This is a genomic window from Streptomyces sp. NBC_00878 (assembly GCF_026341515.1).
Lineage (GTDB): Bacteria > Actinomycetota > Actinomycetes > Streptomycetales > Streptomycetaceae > Streptomyces.
In genome coordinates, this window is the sequence record NZ_JAPEOK010000001.1 from 9,113,750 (window position 1) to 9,131,570 (window position 17,821).

At 71.1% G+C, this 17,821-nt stretch carries 15 protein-coding genes and 1 pseudogene; 14 read left to right on the forward strand and 2 right to left on the reverse strand.

Annotation, left to right across the window (positions count from 1 at the left end; genetic code table 11):
* The first annotated feature begins 358 nt into the window (after positions 1–358).
* Positions 359–1,789, forward strand: coding sequence for an RsmB/NOP family class I SAM-dependent RNA methyltransferase (locus tag OHA11_RS39605; protein WP_266504793.1), 1,431 nt, complete (start codon positions 359–361; stop codon positions 1,787–1,789).
* Positions 1,790–1,990: 201 nt separating this feature from the next.
* On the opposite strand, the gene OHA11_RS39610 is transcribed toward OHA11_RS39605, so the two are convergent.
* Positions 1,991–4,183: an MMPL family transporter gene (locus OHA11_RS39610; protein WP_266504796.1), complete on the reverse strand. Its 2,193-nt coding sequence runs from the start codon at positions 4,181–4,183 to the stop codon at positions 1,991–1,993.
* A 173-nt stretch (positions 4,184–4,356) separates the two neighbouring features.
* Between OHA11_RS39610 and rpe the strand changes: the two genes are divergently transcribed.
* The 7 genes and pseudogenes from rpe to OHA11_RS39645 all read left to right on the forward strand — a co-directional run bounded on the left by rpe (position 4,357) and on the right by OHA11_RS39645 (position 9,492).
* Positions 4,357–5,043, forward strand: coding sequence for a ribulose-phosphate 3-epimerase (gene rpe / locus OHA11_RS39615; protein WP_266504798.1), 687 nt, complete (start codon positions 4,357–4,359; stop codon positions 5,041–5,043).
* A 78-nt stretch (positions 5,044–5,121) separates the two neighbouring features.
* On the forward strand, positions 5,122–6,165 hold the full coding sequence (locus tag OHA11_RS39620) for a sugar-binding transcriptional regulator (protein ID WP_266504800.1): 1,044 nt from the start codon (positions 5,122–5,124) through the stop codon (positions 6,163–6,165).
* A 139-nt stretch (positions 6,166–6,304) separates the two neighbouring features.
* Positions 6,305–6,502: pseudogene (locus OHA11_RS39625) on the forward strand (ribonuclease domain-containing protein); the annotation flags it as partial.
* Positions 6,499–6,831, forward strand: a complete 333-nt coding sequence (locus OHA11_RS39630) for a barstar family protein (RefSeq protein WP_266504803.1) — start codon at positions 6,499–6,501, stop codon at positions 6,829–6,831. The pseudogene OHA11_RS39625 and the gene OHA11_RS39630, both read left to right, overlap by 4 nt.
* 127 nt (positions 6,832–6,958) lie before the next feature.
* Positions 6,959–8,401 (forward strand): GuaB1 family IMP dehydrogenase-related protein, encoded by a 1,443-nt coding sequence (locus OHA11_RS39635; RefSeq protein WP_266504805.1) that lies wholly within the window; start codon positions 6,959–6,961, stop codon positions 8,399–8,401.
* 113 nt (positions 8,402–8,514) lie between these two features.
* Positions 8,515–8,910, forward strand: coding sequence for a hypothetical protein (locus OHA11_RS39640; RefSeq protein ID WP_266504808.1), 396 nt, complete (start codon positions 8,515–8,517; stop codon positions 8,908–8,910).
* 129 nt (positions 8,911–9,039) lie between these two features.
* Positions 9,040–9,492: an Lrp/AsnC family transcriptional regulator gene (locus tag OHA11_RS39645; protein WP_055618648.1), complete on the forward strand. Its 453-nt coding sequence runs from the start codon at positions 9,040–9,042 to the stop codon at positions 9,490–9,492.
* Positions 9,493–9,607: 115 nt separating this feature from the next.
* Here OHA11_RS39645 and OHA11_RS39650 read toward each other — a convergent pair whose 3' ends face one another.
* Entirely contained in the window at positions 9,608–10,357 is a 750-nt protein-coding gene (locus tag OHA11_RS39650; protein WP_266504814.1) for a GntR family transcriptional regulator, read from the reverse strand.
* A 221-nt stretch (positions 10,358–10,578) separates the two neighbouring features.
* On the opposite strand from OHA11_RS39650, the gene OHA11_RS39655 reads away from it, so the two are divergent.
* From OHA11_RS39655 to OHA11_RS39680, 6 genes are all read left to right on the forward strand, one after another.
* Complete coding sequence (locus OHA11_RS39655; protein ID WP_266507771.1) at positions 10,579–11,724, forward strand: ABC transporter substrate-binding protein; 1,146 nt, start codon at positions 10,579–10,581, stop codon at positions 11,722–11,724.
* Entirely contained in the window at positions 11,721–12,620 is a 900-nt protein-coding gene (locus OHA11_RS39660; protein ID WP_266504816.1) for an ABC transporter permease subunit, read from the forward strand. The genes OHA11_RS39655 and OHA11_RS39660 overlap by 4 nt, the downstream gene beginning before the upstream one ends.
* Positions 12,617–13,480, forward strand: a complete 864-nt coding sequence (locus OHA11_RS39665; RefSeq protein ID WP_266507773.1) for an ABC transporter permease — start codon at positions 12,617–12,619, stop codon at positions 13,478–13,480. Before OHA11_RS39660 ends, OHA11_RS39665 begins: the two co-directional genes overlap by 4 nt.
* A 3-nt stretch (positions 13,481–13,483) precedes the next feature.
* On the forward strand, positions 13,484–14,554 hold the full coding sequence (locus OHA11_RS39670) for an ABC transporter ATP-binding protein (RefSeq protein WP_266504818.1): 1,071 nt from the start codon (positions 13,484–13,486) through the stop codon (positions 14,552–14,554).
* 35 nt (positions 14,555–14,589) lie between these two features.
* On the forward strand, positions 14,590–16,230 hold the full coding sequence (locus OHA11_RS39675) for an HAD-IA family hydrolase (protein WP_266507774.1): 1,641 nt from the start codon (positions 14,590–14,592) through the stop codon (positions 16,228–16,230).
* Positions 16,231–16,353: 123 nt separating this feature from the next.
* A complete protein-coding gene (locus tag OHA11_RS39680) occupies positions 16,354–17,724 on the forward strand; it encodes an MFS transporter (protein ID WP_266504821.1) in 1,371 nt (456 codons plus the stop codon).
* Positions 17,725–17,821: the final 97 nt, after the last annotated feature.

Genomic DNA, 17,821 nt, shown 5'->3' on the forward strand with positions numbered 1-17,821 from the left:
CCGCCCCCTGAACCCGCCGTCCCCGCGACGTACGCTGGACCCGTACCTCTTGCACGATCCGGAGCACCTTTTACTTGAACCCTCCCCCAGCTGAAGCAGGGGGATTCCTGGCTCAGGAAGCCCCACCGGTCAGCGACCAGCGAGGTCTTACTCCTTCAGCACCAGCCGGGACGGAACCTGCCCGGTTGCCCGAAGGCGTTGGTGTGCGCCAGCTTGGTTCTCGCTACGCACGGTAGGCAGCTTACCCGATCGTGTAAGCGGTCTTTCGCCCTTGAGGCGAAACCCTGTCCTCTGCCCTGCCTTGCAAGGGTTCGATTCTTCCCCGGCCTGAAAGCCGGGCATCCGCGAAGGAGATCCGGTGAACGAGCAGTCCCGTCGGCCCCGGCAGCAGGGCAAGCCGTACCGTCGTCCCAAGAAGGACCCCGTGCGGATGCTTGCCTTCGAGGCGTTGCGGGCGGTGGACGAGAGGGACGCGTACGCGAATCTCGTGCTGCCGCCGCTGCTGCGGAAGGCGCGGGAGAAGGAGGGCTTCGACGGGCGGGACGCGGCGCTGGCCACGGAGCTGGTGTACGGGACGCTGCGTCGGCAGGGGACGTACGACGCCGTCATCTCCGCGTGTGTCGACCGGCCGTTGCGCGAGGTCGACCCGCCGGTCTTGGACGTGCTGAGCCTTGGCGCGCATCAGTTGCTCGGGACGCGGATTCCGACGCACGCCGCCGTGTCCGCGTCGGTCGACCTGGCGCGGGTCGTGCTCGGGGACGGGCGGGCGAAGTTCGTCAACGCCGTGCTGCGGAAGATCGCGCAGCATGACCTGGACGGCTGGCTGGAGCTGGTCGCGCCGCCCTACGACGACGATCCCGAGGATCATCTTGCCGTCGTGCATTCGCATCCGCGATGGGTCGTCTCGGCGTTGTGGGACTCGTTGGGAGGCGGGCGAGCCGGGATCGAGGACCTGCTCGAAGCCGACAACGAACGGCCCGAGGTGACCCTCGTTGCCCGGCCGGGGCGCTCCACCGCCGGTGAACTCCTCGGCGTTCTCGGGGAGGAGAGCGCGCTGCCGGGGCGCTGGTCGCCGTACGCCGTGCGGCTGTCCGAGGGGGGCGAGCCGGGCGCCATCGACGCCGTACGCGAAGGGCGGGCCGGGGTGCAGGACGAGGGCAGCCAGCTCGTGGCGCTCGCCCTCGCCAACGCGCCCGTTGACGGACCGGACAAGGCATGGCTCGACGGCTGCGCCGGACCCGGTGGCAAGGCGGCCATGCTCGCGGGACTAGCCGCCGAGCGCGGGGCCGTGTTGCTCGCCTCCGAGAAGCAGCCGCACCGGGCCGGGCTGGTCGCGAAGGCCCTCGCCGGGAACCCCGGGCCGTACCAGGTCATCGCCGCCGACGGGACGCGGCCGCCGTGGCGTTCGGGGACCTTCGACCGCGTACTGATGGACGTGCCCTGCACGGGGCTGGGCGCACTGCGTCGTCGCCCCGAGGCCCGCTGGCGGCGGCGCCCCGACGACCTGGACGGGTTCGCGCCGTTGCAGCGCGGGCTGCTGCGCACGGCGCTCGACTCGGTGCGGGTCGGCGGGGTTGTCGGGTACGCCACCTGCTCGCCGCACCTCGCCGAGACGCGGGCCGTGGTCGACGACGTGCTCAAGCAGCACGGCGGCTCGGCCGAACTCCTCGACGCCCGCCCGCTCTTCCCGGGCGTACCGGCGCTGGGCGACGGCCCCGACGTACAGCTGTGGCCGCATCTGCACGGGACGGACGCCATGTATCTGGCGCTGATCCGCAGGACGGGCTGAGGCTCGGCCGTCAGGCCAGACTCAGCTTGTGGGCCATCGCTTGTGGGCCATCGCTTGTGGGCCATCGCTTGTGGGCCATCGCTTGTGGGCCATCGCTTGTGGGCCATCGCTTGTGGGCCATCGCTTGTGGGCCATCGCTTGTGGGCCATCGCTTGTGGGCCATCGCCTGTGGGCGATGGCCGGCTTGCGTCGGCGGTTGGGCTAGTCCGGCGGGGCTCCCGGACTCGATGCCGGTTCCGGAGAGCCGGGGCCGGTGCCGGTGGTCGTTGGCGGGCCCGCCGTGCCCCCGTCCTCGTGGGCCAGCCGGTTTGGCCACCACACCTTCGGGCCCACGTCCAGGAACAGGGACGGGACGAGCACCGAGCGGACGATGAACGTGTCCAGCAGCACGCCCAGGGCGACCGCGAAGCCGATTTCGGCGAAGGCGACCATGGGGAGCGTGCCGAGGGCGGCGAAGGTTCCGGCGAGGACCAGGCCTGCCGAGGTGATGACCGCGCCGGTGGTGGCCAGGCCCGTCACCACGCCCTTGCGCGTGCCCTGACGGGCCGCCTCCTCGCGGATGCGGGTGGTCAGGAAGATGTTGTAGTCGATGCCCAGCGCGACCAGGAACACGAAGACGAACAGCGGGAAGTCCGTCGACTCGCCCGCGTAGTCGAAGATGTGGCGGAACGCGAGCGCGCTGATCCCCAGCGCGGCGGCGAAGGACAGCACCACCGTGCCGATCAGCAGCAGTGGGGCGACCAGGGCGCGGAGCACGGCGCACAGGATCAGCAGGACCACGACGAGCACCAACGGGATGATCAGGATGTTGTCGTGGGTCGTCGCCTTGTCCATGTCGAGCAGCGCGGCCGTGCCGCCGCCCACCTGCGCGTCGGCGTCGGGTACGTCGTGCACGGCGTCCCGTACCCGCTCCACCGTCTGTTTCGCGGCCTCGCTGTCCGCGGGCGCGGTCATGGTGGCCTCGAAGAGGACCTTGCCCTCGAACTCGGGTTTCGTGCCCGGTGGCAGGCCGAGTGATTCCGGTTCGACACCGCGGGTGGCCGCGACCGTCCGGCCGACCTCCTCGGCCTGGGCGCGGTTGCTGACGATGACGAGCGGATCGCCGCTGCCCGCAGGGAAGTAACGTGCGGATACTTCCTGGCCGACGATCGAGTCGGGTTTGCCGGTGAAGGCGTCGGCGTTGCTGATGCCTTCGGCACGCAGCTGGATCAGGCCCAGCGAGACCAGCGCGAGCGCCGCCGCCGTGACGGCCCAGATCATGCGCGGGCGGATGGAGATACGGCGGCCCATGCGTGCCCAGACACCGCTCTCGGTCGGGTCGGGGGAGCCGAAGTGCGGGATCACCGGCCAGAAGATCCAGCGGCCGAAGATCACCAGCAGGGCCGGGAAGAGGGTCATCATCGCGACCAGGGCGACCGCGACGCCGATGGCGGCGACCGGGCCGAGGCCGCGCGTCGAGTTCATCTCGGCGGCGAGCAGTACCAGCATGCTCAGGACGACGGTCGCGCCGGACGCGAGCACCGCCGGGCCCGCCCGGTGCAGGGCAAGCGCCATCGCCTCGTGGCGGTCCTCGTGGCGGCGCAGTTCCTCCCGGTAGCGGGCCACAAGGAGCAGGGCATAGTCCGTCCCGGCGCCGAAGACCAGGACCGTGAGAATGCCCGCGCTCTGCCCGTTGACGGTCAGGCCCGCGTGCTCCGCGAGGAAGTAGATCAGCGCCTGCGCGGTGAACAGCGCGGCGACCACACCGAGCAGCGGAACCAGCAGCAGCGTCGGACTGCGGTAGGTCAGCAGCAGCATCACGATGACGACGGCCATCGCCGAGAACAGCAGCGTGGAGTCGATACCCTCGAAGGCCTCGGAGAAGTCCGCGGACGTACCGCCCGGGCCGGTCACGTGCACGGCGAGCCCGTTCCCGCCCTTGCCGGTCACGTCACGGATCGAGTCGACGGCGGGCGAGATCTCCTCCCAGCCCTTCTCGTCCATCCTGATGGGGACGAGGATCTGCGCCGCACGCGGATCGGTCTCCCGGTCGAACACCGGGCCCCGGGTCTCGGCGCCGAGGATGCCGTGCGCACGCAGTTCCTTGATCTGGCGTGCGTCCTCGGCGATCTGCGCCCGTTCCTCGGCCGTCAGGCCGCTCTCACGGGCGTACACGACCACCGCGGGGATCTGTTCCGGCCTGAAGTCCTCGGAGATCTCCAGGACTTGGGTGGACTCGGCGGATCCGGGCAGCCAGGACGCCGCGTCGTTGTCCTGCGCGTCGGTGAGTTTCGAGGCGAAGGGCGCAATCAGGAACAGCAGCACCAGCCACAGTCCCACCACGATCCATTTGCTGCGTCGGCCGCACACCAGCCAGCCGACCCCGCGTCCCTGCTTCCCCTGTGTGTCCGTCATGGCGACCCCCGTAGCCGCGTGTGGAGCTGGTGGGCGGCCAAGGATGGCACGGGCCGCGAGGCCGGTGCAGTCCCTCGGCGGGGTTGGTATATACCGATCGGTCCGGGTCGAGGACCTAGGGGACCTCGGGGACTGGGGAGAACAACCCGCGCCGGGCATGGCACGCTTACCGTATGGCCGCGCAGATCAACCCCAGCATCCTGTCCGCCGACTTCGCCCGCCTTGCCGAGGAGGCCAAGGCGGTGGAAGGGGCTGACTGGCTCCATGTCGACGTGATGGACAACCATTTCGTCCCGAACCTCACGCTAGGTGTGCCGGTCGTAGAGTCTCTGGCCCGTGCTACGGACACGCCGCTGGACTGCCATCTGATGATCGAGGACGCCGATCGGTGGGCGCCGCAGTACGTAGAAGCGGGTGCCGGTTCCGTCACCTTCCATGTCGAGGCGGCCGCCGCACCCGTGCGGCTCGCCCGCGAGATCCGGGCCAAGGGCGCCCGCGCCTCCATGGCCCTGCGGCCCGCGACTCCCATCGAGCCGTACGAGGATCTGCTCCCCGAGCTCGACATGGTGCTGATCATGACCGTCGAGCCGGGCTTCGGAGGCCAGGCCTTTCTCGACATCATGCTGCCCAAGATCCGCCGCACCCGCGAGTTGATCAACAAGCACGGCCTGGAGCTGTGGCTGCAGGTCGACGGCGGGGTCTCGGCCGCCACCATCGAGCGCTGCGCCGAGGCGGGCGCCGACGTCTTCGTGGCCGGTTCGGCGGTGTACGGGGCGGCCGACCCCGCCCAGGCGGTACGTGCACTGCGCACGCAGGCGGAGGAGGCGACGGCCCAGGCAGCATGGGCATGCGACCACTGAGCCAAGGGAACGTGAACGCCGCCCCTCAGGGCTGATCAAGTACGCCGGATCTGCAAGGATGAACGGCGAGTCCAGAGTGTGAACAGCAGTGAGGAGAACGCCGTGTCGGGTATGTCGGCGGGCCGGTCGGCCATGCGGATGGGACCCGCTGAGCTGGTACAGGCGGCGGCCATGGCCCGCCGCTTCTACCTGGAGGGCAAGTCAAAGATCCAGATCGCCGAGGAGTTCGGCGTCAGCCGCTTCAAGGTGGCCCGGGTCCTGGAGACCGCTCTCGAACGGGATCTCGTCAGAATCGAGATCCGCGTCCCCGCCGAGCTGGACGCGGAGCGCTCCGACGCGCTGCGCGCCCGGTACGGCCTGCGGCATGCCGTCGTCGTCGAGTCCCCGGCCGATGCCGAGGAGTCACCCGACCCGGAGAACCTCGGCGAGGTCGCCGCCGACCTGCTCGGCGAACTCGTCGCCGAGGGCGATGTGCTCGGCCTCGCCTGGGGCCGCTCCACCATCCACATGGCGGCCGCGCTCGACCGGCTGCCGCCGTGCACGGTGGTGCAGCTGACGGGTGTCTACGACGCCGGGACGGCCGAGCGCGGCTCGGTCGAGGCCGTCCGCCGGGCCGCCCAGGTCTCCGGCGGCGACGCCCACCCCATCTACGCGCCGATGCTGCTGCCGGACGTGGCCACCGCGGCGGCGCTGCGCAGCCAGACGGGGATCGCCCGCGCCTTCGAGTACTTCGACAAGGTCACCGTCGCCTGTGTCTCGATCGGCTCCTGGGAGGCGGGCATCTCGACGGTGCACGACATGCTCACCGAGGAGGAGCGCGCCCACTACGCCACCCTCGGTGTCGCCGCGGAGATGTCCGCGCACCTCTTCGACGCCGAGGGCCGCCGGGTCGGGCGTGACCTGGGTGAGCGCTGCATCACCGTCGAGGCGGACCGGCTGCGCCGTATCCCCGAGGTCGTCGCGATCGCGGGCGGTCAGCGCAAGGGTGCCGCCATCGACGCGGTGCTGCGGTCCGGGCTCGTCACCAGCCTGGTGACGGACACCTCCGCCGCGGACTATCTGATGACGGCGGGCACGACACCGCGTCCGGCGCTGAACCGGGCGGACCCCGACGGGCCGTGAGCCTTCGAGGCTCTGACGGCGGCTCGGCAGAGGCTTCGGCAGCGGTTCGGCAACGTGTCGCGTGGGGACGGCTGTGGCAGCATCGGCGACATGCTGCTCCGGTCCGTCCCCCGCCTGTTTTCGGGGCAGAGGATCGGCCCCGTACGCCAAGGACGGCGCCGTGTTCGGGAACTTCGAGCGGGAGTTGCCGCGGCACGAGCGGGGCTGTTTTCGCGAGTACGTCGTACGGACGCCCGGCGAGCGGGACCGTGGGGCCCGGCGCATTGTCACGGGGCGGGGTGGCGAGGTCTACTACACCGATGATCACTACAACTCGTTCAGGACGGTGCTGAGATGACGCACGACGTGGCGGGCCGCCATGTGGTCGCGCTGGACCTCGACGGAGTCGCGGACAAGGCGGGCCTCATGGAGCGCTGCGTACGCGCGCTGGAGCTGCCGGACTGGTTCGGCCGCAACTGGGACGCGCTCGCCGACAGCCTCGGCGACTCCTCCGTATGGCCCGCGGCCGCATCGGGGAAGGGGTTGCTGGTCGTCGTCACCGGCTGGCGGCCGTACGCGAGGACGCGGCCCGACGAGTGGGAGATCGCCGAGGACGTGTTCGCCCAGGCGGCGGACCGCACCCCGGCGCTCGCCGTGGCGCTGGCCCTTGGAGGATCCCACCAGTAGCCCGCTGACCAGCCTGGACGATCGGCCCGGGGCGCGCGCACCCGCCGACATGGGACAATGAGGTACGTGCTCTTCCCTCGGCTGTCCTGTTCGGGGGCCGCCTCTGAACGACTGGGATGTGCAGCACGTGCGTTTCCTCAATGGCATCCAGCCCCCGTACGACCTGACGTACGACGACGTGTTCATGGTGCCCAGCCGCTCCGCGGTCGGCTCGCGGCAGGGTGTGGACCTCACGTCCCCCGACGGCACGGGCACCACGATCCCGCTGGTCGTCGCCAACATGACGGCGATCGCGGGCCGCCGGATGGCCGAGACCGTGGCCCGCCGGGGCGGCCTCGTCGTCATCCCGCAGGACATCCCGATCGAGGTCGTCACCGAGGTCGTCTCCTGGGTCAAGAGCCGGCACCTCGTCCTCGACACCCCGATCGTGCTGGCCCCGCATCAGACGGTCGCCGACGCGCTGTCCCTGCTGCCGAAGCGCGCGCACAACGCCGGTGTCGTGGTCGACGAGGACGGCAGGCCCGTCGGTGTGGTCACCGACACCGACCTGAGCGGGGTCGACCGCTTCACGCAGCTGTCCGAGGTCATGTCCCGGGACCTGCTGCTGCTCGACGCGGACATCGAGCCGGGCGAGGCCTTCGACAAGCTGGACGGCGCCAACCGCCGTTACGCACCCGCCGTCGACGGGGACGGCAGGCTCGCGGGCATCCTCACCCGCAAGGGCGCCCTGCGCGCCACGCTCTACACGCCGGCCACCGACGCGGACGGCCATCTGCGCATCGCCGCCGCCGTCGGGATCAACGGCGACGTCGCGGGCAAGGCCAAGCAGCTCCTCGCCGCGGGCGTCGACACCCTCGTCGTGGACACCGCGCACGGCCACCAGGAGTCGATGCTCGCCGCGGTCAAGGCGGTCCGCGGGCTCGACCCCCAGGTGCCGATCGCCGCGGGCAACATCGTCGCCGCCGAGGGCGTACGCGACCTCATCGAGGCCGGTGCGGACATCATCAAGGTCGGTGTCGGACCGGGCGCCATGTGCACCACGCGCATGATGACCGGTGTGGGCCGCCCGCAGTTCTCGGCCGTACTGGAGTGCGCCGCCGAGGCGAAGAAGTACGGCAAGCACGTGTGGGCCGACGGCGGTGTCCGTCACCCGCGCGATGTCGCCATGGCGCTGGCCGCGGGCGCGTCGAACGTCATGGTCGGCTCCTGGTTCGCCGGTACGTACGAGTCGCCGGGCGACCTCCAGCACGACGCCAACGGGCGCCCCTACAAGGAGTCGTTCGGTATGGCGTCCGCGCGCGCGGTGCGCAACCGCACCTCGGAGGAGTCCGCGTACGACCGTGCCCGCAAGGCACTGTTCGAGGAGGGCATCTCGACCTCCCGGATGTTCCTCGACCCGACCCGGCCGGGCGTCGAGGACCTGATCGACTCGATCATCGCGGGCGTCCGCTCCTCCTGCACCTACGCCGGTGCCAACTCCCTGGAGGAGTTCGCCGAGCGGGCCGTCGTCGGCATCCAGAGCGCGGCGGGGTACGCGGAGGGCAAGCCGCTGCATGCCAGCTGGAGCTGACGCGACCCTCTTCTGGTTCGTTCTTCTGGTTCGTTGTCTCCCGCTTCCTTCGTTGTCTTCTGGTTCCGTCAGGCCCTCTTGACGTCAAGAGGGCCTGACGGAACGCTGAGGGCATGACGACACCACAGAGCATCGAGCCCCAGCACACGCTGCTGACCGCCGTGGCCCGTCTCGACGGGCTGCGCCTGAGGGAGTCGCTGGCCGGGGCGGGGAGCGACGAGGAGGCCCTCGACCGGGGCGAGCTGCTCGAACTGCTCGCGCTGAGCGAGGTGGTGGCCCGCAAGGCCGCGTACGGGCGGCAGTTGAGCGTGCGCGCGGCCCGCCGGGCCGGGGCGTCCTGGTCGCAGATCGGGGCCGCCCTGGGGACCAGTAAGCAGGCCGCCTGGGAGGCCCACAACCGGTGGATCGACGAGCAGGCGGCGGTCCACGGGCAGCCCGGGCGGATGGGCTTCGACGAGGACGACCTGGCCGAGGCGCGGGCCCTCGCGGGGGAGCCGGACGGGGCCTGAGCGGGCGGCCCGCGGGGCCTGCCACCCGGCGGTCGGTCGGGGTCCGGATGGCCGCCGGGGTCGTGTTCTACTTCAGTTGCGGCTGTCGCCGCTCCCGTTCCGCCACTCCAGAGAAGTGATCGACCCGCAGTGCTGAACGATCTCGACGAACGCATCGTGCACGCCCTCGCGGAGGACGCCCGCCGCTCCTACGCCGACATCGGGCAGGAGGTGGGGCTGTCCGCGCCCGCGGTGAAGCGGCGGGTGGACCGGTTGCGGGCCACCGGGGCGATCACCGGGTTCACCGTGCGGGTGGATCCGGCCGCGCTCGGGTGGGAGACCGAGGGGTTCGTCGAGATCTACTGCCGGCGGAACACCTCGCCCGAGACCATTCAGCGTGGGCTCGAGCGGTATCAGGAGGTGGTGGCCGCGTCCACCGTCACGGGGGAGGCGGATGCGATGGTGCAGGTCTTCGCCTCCGACATGCGGCACTTCGAGCGGGTGCTGGAGCGGATCGCGGGGGAGCCGTTTGTGGAGCGGACCAAGTCTGTGCTGGTGCTTTCGCCTTTGTTGCGGAGGTTTTCTTCGGGGTCGCCTACGTAGGTGTTTGTGCGGGTTGGATGGCGGCTGCGGGTTCGTTGTGGCTGGTCGCGCCCACGCGGCGGAGCCGCACAACGTCACAGCCCCGCGCCCCTTTGGGGCGCCCCCGTGCCGTTGGTCAGAAGTCCGACTGGCCTGGCTGTCTTGCCAGTGCGTTGTTCGCTATGGAGTTGTGGACGCTGAAGGTGATCGCGTCCGAGCGGTAGCGGTCGTCCGACCATTCCACCGGGCGGCCTTCGCGGGTCGTGGTGATGCGGCGGACCCGCAGGAGGGGGCTGGTGCGGCGGATGTCGAGGAGTTCGGCGTCCTGGGCGCCGGCCGCCACCGCGTCGATGACGTGCTCGCCGTAGGCGAAGACAAGGCCCGTGTCCTCGTACAGCCGCTGGGTGACCGAGGGGCAGTCCGGTTCGACCGCCTCGACGGCGGGGGAGATCCAGGCCGCGTAGACCGTGCGCTCCAGGAGGACCGGTTCGCCGTCCAGGCCGCGTACCCGCAGGACGTGCAACACCGGGGTGCCCGTGGGCAGTTGGAGGCGTACGGAGTCCTCGGGGGCGGCCGGGCGGTACTGCGACGACACCACGTGGCCCGTCGCCTCGCGGCCCATCGCGCGGGCCCACTGGGCGAAGCTGCGCAGTTCCTCGAAGGTCTGGCTGCGGCGGCTGGCGAGAACCACGCGGCGCGCGCCCTGCCGGGAACCGATGAGGCCCTCCGACGTCAGGGTGGCCACGGCCTGGCGGACGGTGCCGCGGGAGACGCCGTAGCGGGCCGCGAGGTCGGTCTCGGCGGGCAGTCGACTGCCCACCGTGTACTCCTCGCGGTCGATCGCCCGTCTGAGCTCCTCGGCGATCTCCTCGTGTCGTGCCGCCATGCTCCCCCTCTGTGCGCAGGTGTGCCCCCTTGATCAGCCTAGACGAGGATCGCTGGTGACACGTGCGCCCGGCGAGTGGCAGGGAAATCAAGGGTCACGGTTTCGACAATGTTTACCAACTGGTCATCAATGCCGGGCCTACTGAGGCCAACTTGTTCAGACAAGTTCTGCCGACAAGCCCTGAGTCTCGTGTGACCCCTGCGCGCCCCCTGGAGAAGAACGTGACCGTGTCCCTGCCCAGAACAGCCGTCTTTGTCGGCGCCGCCGCACTCGCCCTGAGTGCCTGCGGCGCGGCCCCCGACGACACGACCACCACCACCGACGGCAAGAGCGCCGCCACCGCGACCTCCGCGGAGGCCTTCGGCGGCATGGACGCCCTGGTCAAGGCAGCCAAGAAGGAGGGCACGCTGCAGGCGATCGCGCTGCCCCGCGACTGGGCCAACTACGGCGCGCTGATCGACGGCTTCCAGAAGAAGTACGGCATCAAGATCGAGGTCGAGAACCCCGACGGCAGCAGCCAGGACGAGATCAACGCCGTGACGTCGCGGAAGGGCCAGGACCGGGCGCCCGACGTCCTCGACCTGGGCAGCTCCTTCGCGCTCAGCGCCGCCCAGCAGGGACTCCTCGCGCCCTACAAGGTCGCGGGCTTCGCCGACATACCCGAGGGGCAGAAGGACGCGAAGGGCCGCTGGTTCAACGACTACGGCGGCTACATCTCGATCGGCTGTGACGCCAAGCGTGTGAAGACCTGCCCGACCACCTTCGCGGAGCTGCTGAAACCGCAGTACAAGGGTCAGGTCGCCCTCAACGGCAACCCCACCAAGTCCGGTTCGGCCTTCGGCGGTGTCTGGGCGGCCTCCCTCGCGAGCGGCGGCTCCTTCGACGACATCCAGCCCGGCCTCGACTTCTTCGCCAAGCTGAAGAAGAACGGCAACTACACGCCCGTCGAGTCGACTCCCGCCACGGTCGAGAAGGGCGAGACGCCGATCAGTATCGACTGGGACTACCTCAACGCCGGTTACGCCGAGGAGTTCAAGAAGAAGGGTCTTGACTGGAAGGTCTCGGTCCCGTCCGACGGCAAGTTCTCCCAGTACTACTCGCAGGCCATCAACAAGGACGCCCCGCATCCGGCCGCCGCCCGCCTCTGGCAGGAGTACCTCTACAGCGCCGAGGGCCAGAACCTCTGGCTCAAGGGATACGCCCGCCCGGCCCTGATGACCGCCATGGAGAAGGCCGGCACGCTCGACAAGACCGCCGCCGGCAAGCTCCCCGAGGTCTCCGGTACGCCCTCCTTCCCGACCGAGGCCCAGCAGAGCAAGGCCAAGACCGTGCTCGGCCAGGGCTGGGGCAAGGCCGTCTCCGGATGACCGCGACCCTCACACGTGTGGACGTGGCGCCCGCCGCTTCTCAGAAGCGGCGGCGCCACGCGCCCGGCTGGCTCGCCGTCGTCCCGCTGCTCGCCTTCGTGGTGCTCGCCTTCGGGATCCCCGCCGTCGCCATGCTGAACGGCGCCTTCACCGTCAAAGACCCTGCCACCGGGGCGACTTCGTACACCACGGCGAACCTGACCGCCTCGCTGAAGGGCGCGTACCTCACCGCCCTGCTCGGCAGCGTCAAGCTGTCCGCCGTCTCGGCGGTCGTCGCCACCGTGCTCGGACTCCTGCTCGCCCAGGCCGTGGTGACCTCCCGCTTCCGCGCCCTGCGCGAGGCCGTGCTCACCGCGTCCGGCGTCCTCGCCAACTTCGGCGGCGTCCCGCTGGCCTTCGCCTTCGTCGCCACCCTCGGCAACTCCGGTGTCCTGACCCGTTACTTGGGCCTCACGGACAAGGGCTGGAACCTCTACAGCTTCTGGGGACTGGTGATCGTCTACCTCTACTTCCTCATTCCGCTGATGGTCCTCACCATCACGCCCGCCCTCGACGGACTGCGTGTCCAGTGGCGCGAGGCCGCGCGGAACAACGGCGCCACCGCGGTCCAGTACTGGCGGCACATCGCCCTGCCCGTCCTCGCACCCTCGCTGCTCGGCGGGTTCGTGCTGCTCTTCGGCAGCTCCTTCGCCGCGTACGCCACCGCCGCGGCCATGGTGGGCAGTTCGGTCCCGCTGGTCACCCTGCAGATCGCCGACGCCATCTCCGGCAACGTCCTGGTCGGCCAGGAGAACGTGGCGCTCGCCCTCAGCCTCGACATGGTCCTCGTCGCGGGCCTGGTGATGGCCGTGTACCTGCCCCTGCAACGACGGAGCGCGCGATGGCTCGAAGCATGACCTCACCCGCGCCGGGCCCGAAGGCGCCGGCTCGGAGCCTCAACAAGCCCGCACGTGTACGTACGTGGCGCGGGGTCGTCCTCGCCGGCGCCGCGCTCTACTTCCTGGTGCCGCTGGCCGCGTCCGTGATCTTCACGGTCGACGTGCCGGGACAGGGCGTCACCTTCGACGCCTACACCCAGATCTTCAGTACCGAAGGGTTCGTCTCCAGCCTGCTGCTCTCGCTGGAGCTGGCCGCCGCCACCATCGCGATCGTGCTGCTGCTGATGGTGCCCGCCATGGTCGCGCTGCGGCTCAGCGCGCCGAAGCTGCGGCCCGTCGTCGAGATCGTGTGCTCGCTGCCGCTCGTCGTCCCGCCGATCGCGTTCGTCGCCGGGCTCGGCACAGTCCTGAAATGGGGGCCCGAACACCTTTCCCGCACCCCGCTGTTCCAGACGTTCGTGGCGATCCAGAACCCCGACTTCCCGTTCGTGCTCGTCCTCGCGTACGTCGTGATGGCGCTGCCGTTCGTGTACCGGGCCTTGGACGCCGGGTTGCGCGCGATGGACGTACGCACCCTGGTCGAGGCGGCTCGCAGCTGTGGCGCGGGCTGGCCGCAGGCCCTCGTACAGGCTGTGCTGCCGAATCTGCGCGGGGCGCTGCTCAACGCGTCGTTCCTCACGCTGGCCCTGGTGCTCGGCGAGTTCACCGTCGCCCAGCTGCTCGGCTTCCAGCCGTTCGCCGTGTGGATCGTCAACGTCAGTGGCTCGCAGGCCCAGTTGTCCGTCGCCGTGTCCGTGCTCAGCCTGCTCGTCACCTGGGCACTCCTTCTCGCGCTCGCCGGATTCGGTGGGCGCTCCCGTACCGCTTCCCGGGGATGAACCATGACCGCAACCACGCTTGAGAAGGCGGCCACGGTGGCCGCGACCGTCGAATTCAAGGGCCTGCGCCGGGAGTTCGGCTCGTCCGTCGCGCTCGACGGGCTCGACCTGACCGCGCGGCCCGGCGAACTCCTCGCCCTGCTCGGCCCGTCCGGCTGCGGCAAGACCACGGCCCTGCGGATGCTCGCCGGGTTCGAACACCCCGACTCCGGTGAGGTGTTGGTCGACGGCGAGGACGTCACACGCGTCCCGGCACACCGGCGCGACGCCGGGATGGTCTTCCAGTCGTACAGCCTCTTCCCGCATCTCAGCGCGGTCGACAACGTGGCCTTCGGGCTGCGGATGCGCAAGGTGCGTACGGCCGAACGGCGGGCCCGCGCGGCCGAGTTGCTGGATCTCGTCGGGCTCGGCGACAAGGGCGCGAACTTCCCCCACCAGCTCTCCGGCGGCCAGCAGCAGCGCGTGGCACTGGCCCGCGCGCTCGCGCTGCGGCCCCGCGTCCTGCTGCTCGACGAGCCTCTGTCGGCGCTCGACGCCAAGGTGCGGCTCACGCTGCGCGACGAGATCCGCCGGCTTCAGCAGGAACTCGGCATCACCACCCTGTTCGTGACGCACGATCAGGAGGAGGCCCTGTCGATGGCGGACCGGGTCGCCGTGATGCGGGCCGGACGGCTCGAACAGTGCGCGGCTCCGGCGGAGTTGTACGGCCGGCCCGCGACCGCGTTCGTCGCCGAGTTCGTCGGCACCATGAGTCGCCTTCCGGGGCGGGTGGCCGACGGGATCGTCGAGGTGCTCGGGCAGCGGCTGCCGGTCGACGGCGAGGCGCCCGCCTCGCCGGAGGTGGACGTGCTCGTGCGGCCCGAGGTGGTGCGGGTGACGGCCGAGGACGCCGGCGACGCCCGGGTCGTCTCCTCCGCCTTCCTCGGCGCGGCCACCCGCGTCACCGTCCGGCTCCCCGACGGCACCGAGGTGAAGGCCGACCTGCCGACCCACGAGGCCGCCGCACTGGGCGCGGGCACCGCCGTGACCGTGAGCCTGCCGGAGCGCCCTGTCCTGGTCGCCGACCGCCTGTGAGAGAGAGCTGCGTGACCCCCCACACTCCCCGTCCCCTGCCTTCCCCTCACTCCGCCCGCACTTCCCAACAGCCGCTCCAGGCCGTCCTGTTCGACATGGACGGGACCCTCGTGGACACCGAGCGGCTGTGGTGGGAGGCGGTCGAGCACGTCGCGGTGGGGCTCGGCCGGCCGCTCGCGAAGGCCGACGAGGAGGATGTGCTCGGGCGGCCCGTCGAGCACACCGCCGAGGTGCTGAGCCGGGCCACGGGCGCCCCGTTCGCCGAGGTCGCCGCGGACCTGCACCGGGAGTTCGCCGTCCGGGTGCGCTCCGGTGTCGTGGCCAGGCCCGGCGCGCTCCGGCTCCTCGACGCCCTGGCCGCGGACGGCGTGCCCACCGCCCTGGTGACCGCCTCGCCGCGCGCCATCGCGGACCTCGTCGTCGAGTCGCTGGGCACCGGACGCTTCGCGGTCACCATCACTGCCGACGACACCCCGCGCACCAAGCCCGCCCCCGACCCGTATCTCGCCGCCTGCCGCGCCTTGGGCGTCGAACCCACCGCCTGTGTGGCCGTCGAGGACACCCGGACCGGGGTCTCCTCGGCGGAGGCGGCGGGCTGCGCGGTGCTCGCGGTGCCGTCGCTCGCGCCGATCGCCGCAGCTCCCGGGCGCACGGTGCTGGCTAGCCTGGAGGACGTGACCACGGCACGACTCCGCGACATGATCACGGCCCGTGAGCCGCTTGAGCAGGGCGGGCCACGTGAGCAGGGCGGGCCACGTGAGCAGGCTGAGCCGCACGAGCAGGGTGAGCCGCATGCGGCGCATGAGCTGTATGCGGCGCGCGAGCTGCGTGAGCCCCGTGAACTTCGCGTGATGAGCTGGAACCTCTGGTACGGCGGCACAAAGGTCAGCGATCACCGCGAGAAGCAGCTCAAGATCATCCTGGAGAACGGCGTCGACGTGGTCGGCCTCCAGGAGACGTTCGGCACTGCCGCCCGGGAACTCGCCGACGCACTGGGCTGGGAGTACCACCAGGCGGGCGAGAACCTCGGCGTCATCAGCCGGTATCCGATCACCGGCCGGCTGGGCGCCGCGGACCCCGGTTTCTACGGGGCGACCGGCGTACGGATCCGGGTGGGCGGACGCCAGGACGTCGTGCTGTGGAGCGCCCACCTCGACTGCGCGCCGTACGGACCGTACGAGGCCTCCTTCGACGGGCTCGCCGCGCCCGGCCTGACGGCCCACGAGTCGGGGCGGCTGGGGCAGGTACGGGAGATCCTGACCGCGATGGCCCCGGACCTCGCCGCCCGCGACACCACTCCGGTCCTCCTGGTCGGCGACTTCAACGCCCCCTCCCACCTGGACCGCGCGGACGCCGAGTGGCCCGTGACCAGGGCCGCGGAGGAGGCGGGCCTGCGCGACTCCTACCGCGAGGCACACCCCGACCCGGTCCGGAGCCCCGGCCACACCTGGTCACCGGTCCACCCGGAGCACGAGGACGGCAGCGGGCGCCCGGAGCCGCAGGACCGGATCGACTACGTGCTGTACGCGGGCGCCGGGCTCCGGGTGCTCAACTCCCGGACCCTCGTCACCGGCACTCCGCGCCCCTGGCCCGACGTCGAGGACAACGCCTGGCCCTCGGACCACGCGGCGGTGATCACGACATTCTCACTGGGCGGGGCGGCTGGTCCCGCCTAGGCTGGGCGTCATGACCTGGCGACATTGATCTACCAGCCGTGCCTCCCGAGGGGCCCGAGGACCGCCTCGGACGCCGTATCTCCGGCGTCCGAACTGTCCCTGCGGTCCCTGCGGGAAGGCCTCATGACTCTCTCACCTGCGCGTGCGCCCGGCTCCGGTCCCGGCTCAGACCCTGCCGTCCGTCGGTTGACGGCCACGCTGTACGGCTACGCGTTCCTCGACGACTTCGTCCTGCTCTACCCGGTGTACGCCCTGCTGTTCAGCGACACCGGGCTCACGATCTGGCAGATCTCCTCGCTGTTCGGCCTGTGGTCGCTGACCGGTGTCCTGCTGGAGATCCCGTCCGGCGTCTGGGCCGACGCCGTTTCGCGGCGTGTGCTGCTGTGGTTCGGCCCGCTGCTCACGGCCGCCGGATTCGCCCTGTGGGTGCTTGCCCCGTCGTACTGGGCCTTCGCCCTCGGCTTCGTCCTCTGGGGCGCCCATGGAGCGCTCGGCTCCGGCGCGCTGGAGGCCCTGGTGTACGAGGAGCTCGACCGGCTCGGCGCGGCCGACCGGTACGGGGCCGTCATGGGCCGGGCCCGCGCGGCCGGGCTCGTGGCCGTGATGGCGGCGATGGCGCTGGCCGGGCCGGTGTTCGCGTTCGGCGGCTATCCGGCCGTCGGGTTCGCCAGTGTGCTGGCCTGCCTGCTGACGGCGGCGGCCGCGACCCGGTTTCCGGAGCACCGGGAATCGGCGGGCGTGGCGAAAGGTGGCGGGTTCAACCGCCACTCCGGCCACGATCCCGGAGACGGACCCCGCGACGGCCTCGGCGGTGGATCCGGCGACGGCTTCGGCGACGGAGTCCGCCACGAGCGCGGCCGCGTGACCGGTGGCGGCCTCGGCGGTGGATCCGGCCGTGGCTGGACCCGGATGCTTCGGGTCGGGTTCGCCGAGGTCCGTGATGACCGGTCCGTTCGCGGGGCCCTGCTGCTCGTTCCGGCCGTAAGCGCCGTGTGGGGCGCCCTCGACGAGTACACACCGCTGCTCGTCCGCGACGCGGGTGTCGCGGAAACTGCCGTACCGCACTGGCTGTTGCTGATCTGGGCGGGGGCGACGGTCGGCGGGTTGCTTGCCGGTGCGGGACAGCGGCTGGGCTCGGGCGGGTTCGCCGGGCTGCTCGCGGTCTCCGCACTGGCACTGGCCGCTGGTGCGTGGGCGAAGACTCCGGCCGGCATCTGGCTGGTGGCGGTCGCCTTCTGCGGATTCCAGCTGGCGACCGTGCTGGCCGACGCCCGGCTTCAGGACCGTATCGCCGGAACCGGCCGGGCCACCCTGACCTCGGTGGCCGGCGTGGGCACCGAACTGACCACCGTCGCCGTGTTCGTCGCCTACTCGGTGGCCGCGACATCGACCACGCACGGTGCCGCGTTCGCGCTGTTCTCGGTGCCCTACCTCGTGACGGCGGTGTTGCTGGCGGCCGCCGGGAAGGGGGCCGCCCGCCGGACGGGCCCCTAGGTCGTGTCCGCAAAGTCCCTCCTGCCCGGCGACGCCTGGCACGTACTCTCGCCGCACCGGGCGAAGCCCCACGTACAACCAGTACGAGGGACTCCGC

Excerpts from the sequence above, each read along its gene's own strand:
- OHA11_RS39640 (WP_266504808.1), top strand. The coding sequence starts at position 8,515 with ATGACGACACCACAGAGCATCGAGCCCCAGCACACGCTGCTGACCGCC.
- OHA11_RS39670 (WP_266504818.1), top strand. The coding sequence starts at position 13,484 with ATGACCGCAACCACGCTTGAGAAGGCGGCCACGGTGGCCGCGACCGTC.
- OHA11_RS39680 (WP_266504821.1), top strand. The coding sequence starts at position 16,354 with ATGACTCTCTCACCTGCGCGTGCGCCCGGCTCCGGTCCCGGCTCAGAC.
- OHA11_RS39610 (WP_266504796.1), bottom strand. The coding sequence starts at position 4,183 with ATGACGGACACACAGGGGAAGCAGGGACGCGGGGTCGGCTGGCTGGTG.
- OHA11_RS39650 (WP_266504814.1), bottom strand. The coding sequence starts at position 10,357 with ATGGCGGCACGACACGAGGAGATCGCCGAGGAGCTCAGACGGGCGATC.
- OHA11_RS39630 (WP_266504803.1), top strand. The coding sequence starts at position 6,499 with ATGACGCACGACGTGGCGGGCCGCCATGTGGTCGCGCTGGACCTCGAC.
- rpe (WP_266504798.1), top strand. The coding sequence starts at position 4,357 with ATGGCCGCGCAGATCAACCCCAGCATCCTGTCCGCCGACTTCGCCCGC.
- OHA11_RS39665 (WP_266507773.1), top strand. The coding sequence starts at position 12,617 with ATGACCTCACCCGCGCCGGGCCCGAAGGCGCCGGCTCGGAGCCTCAAC.
- OHA11_RS39660 (WP_266504816.1), top strand. The coding sequence starts at position 11,721 with ATGACCGCGACCCTCACACGTGTGGACGTGGCGCCCGCCGCTTCTCAG.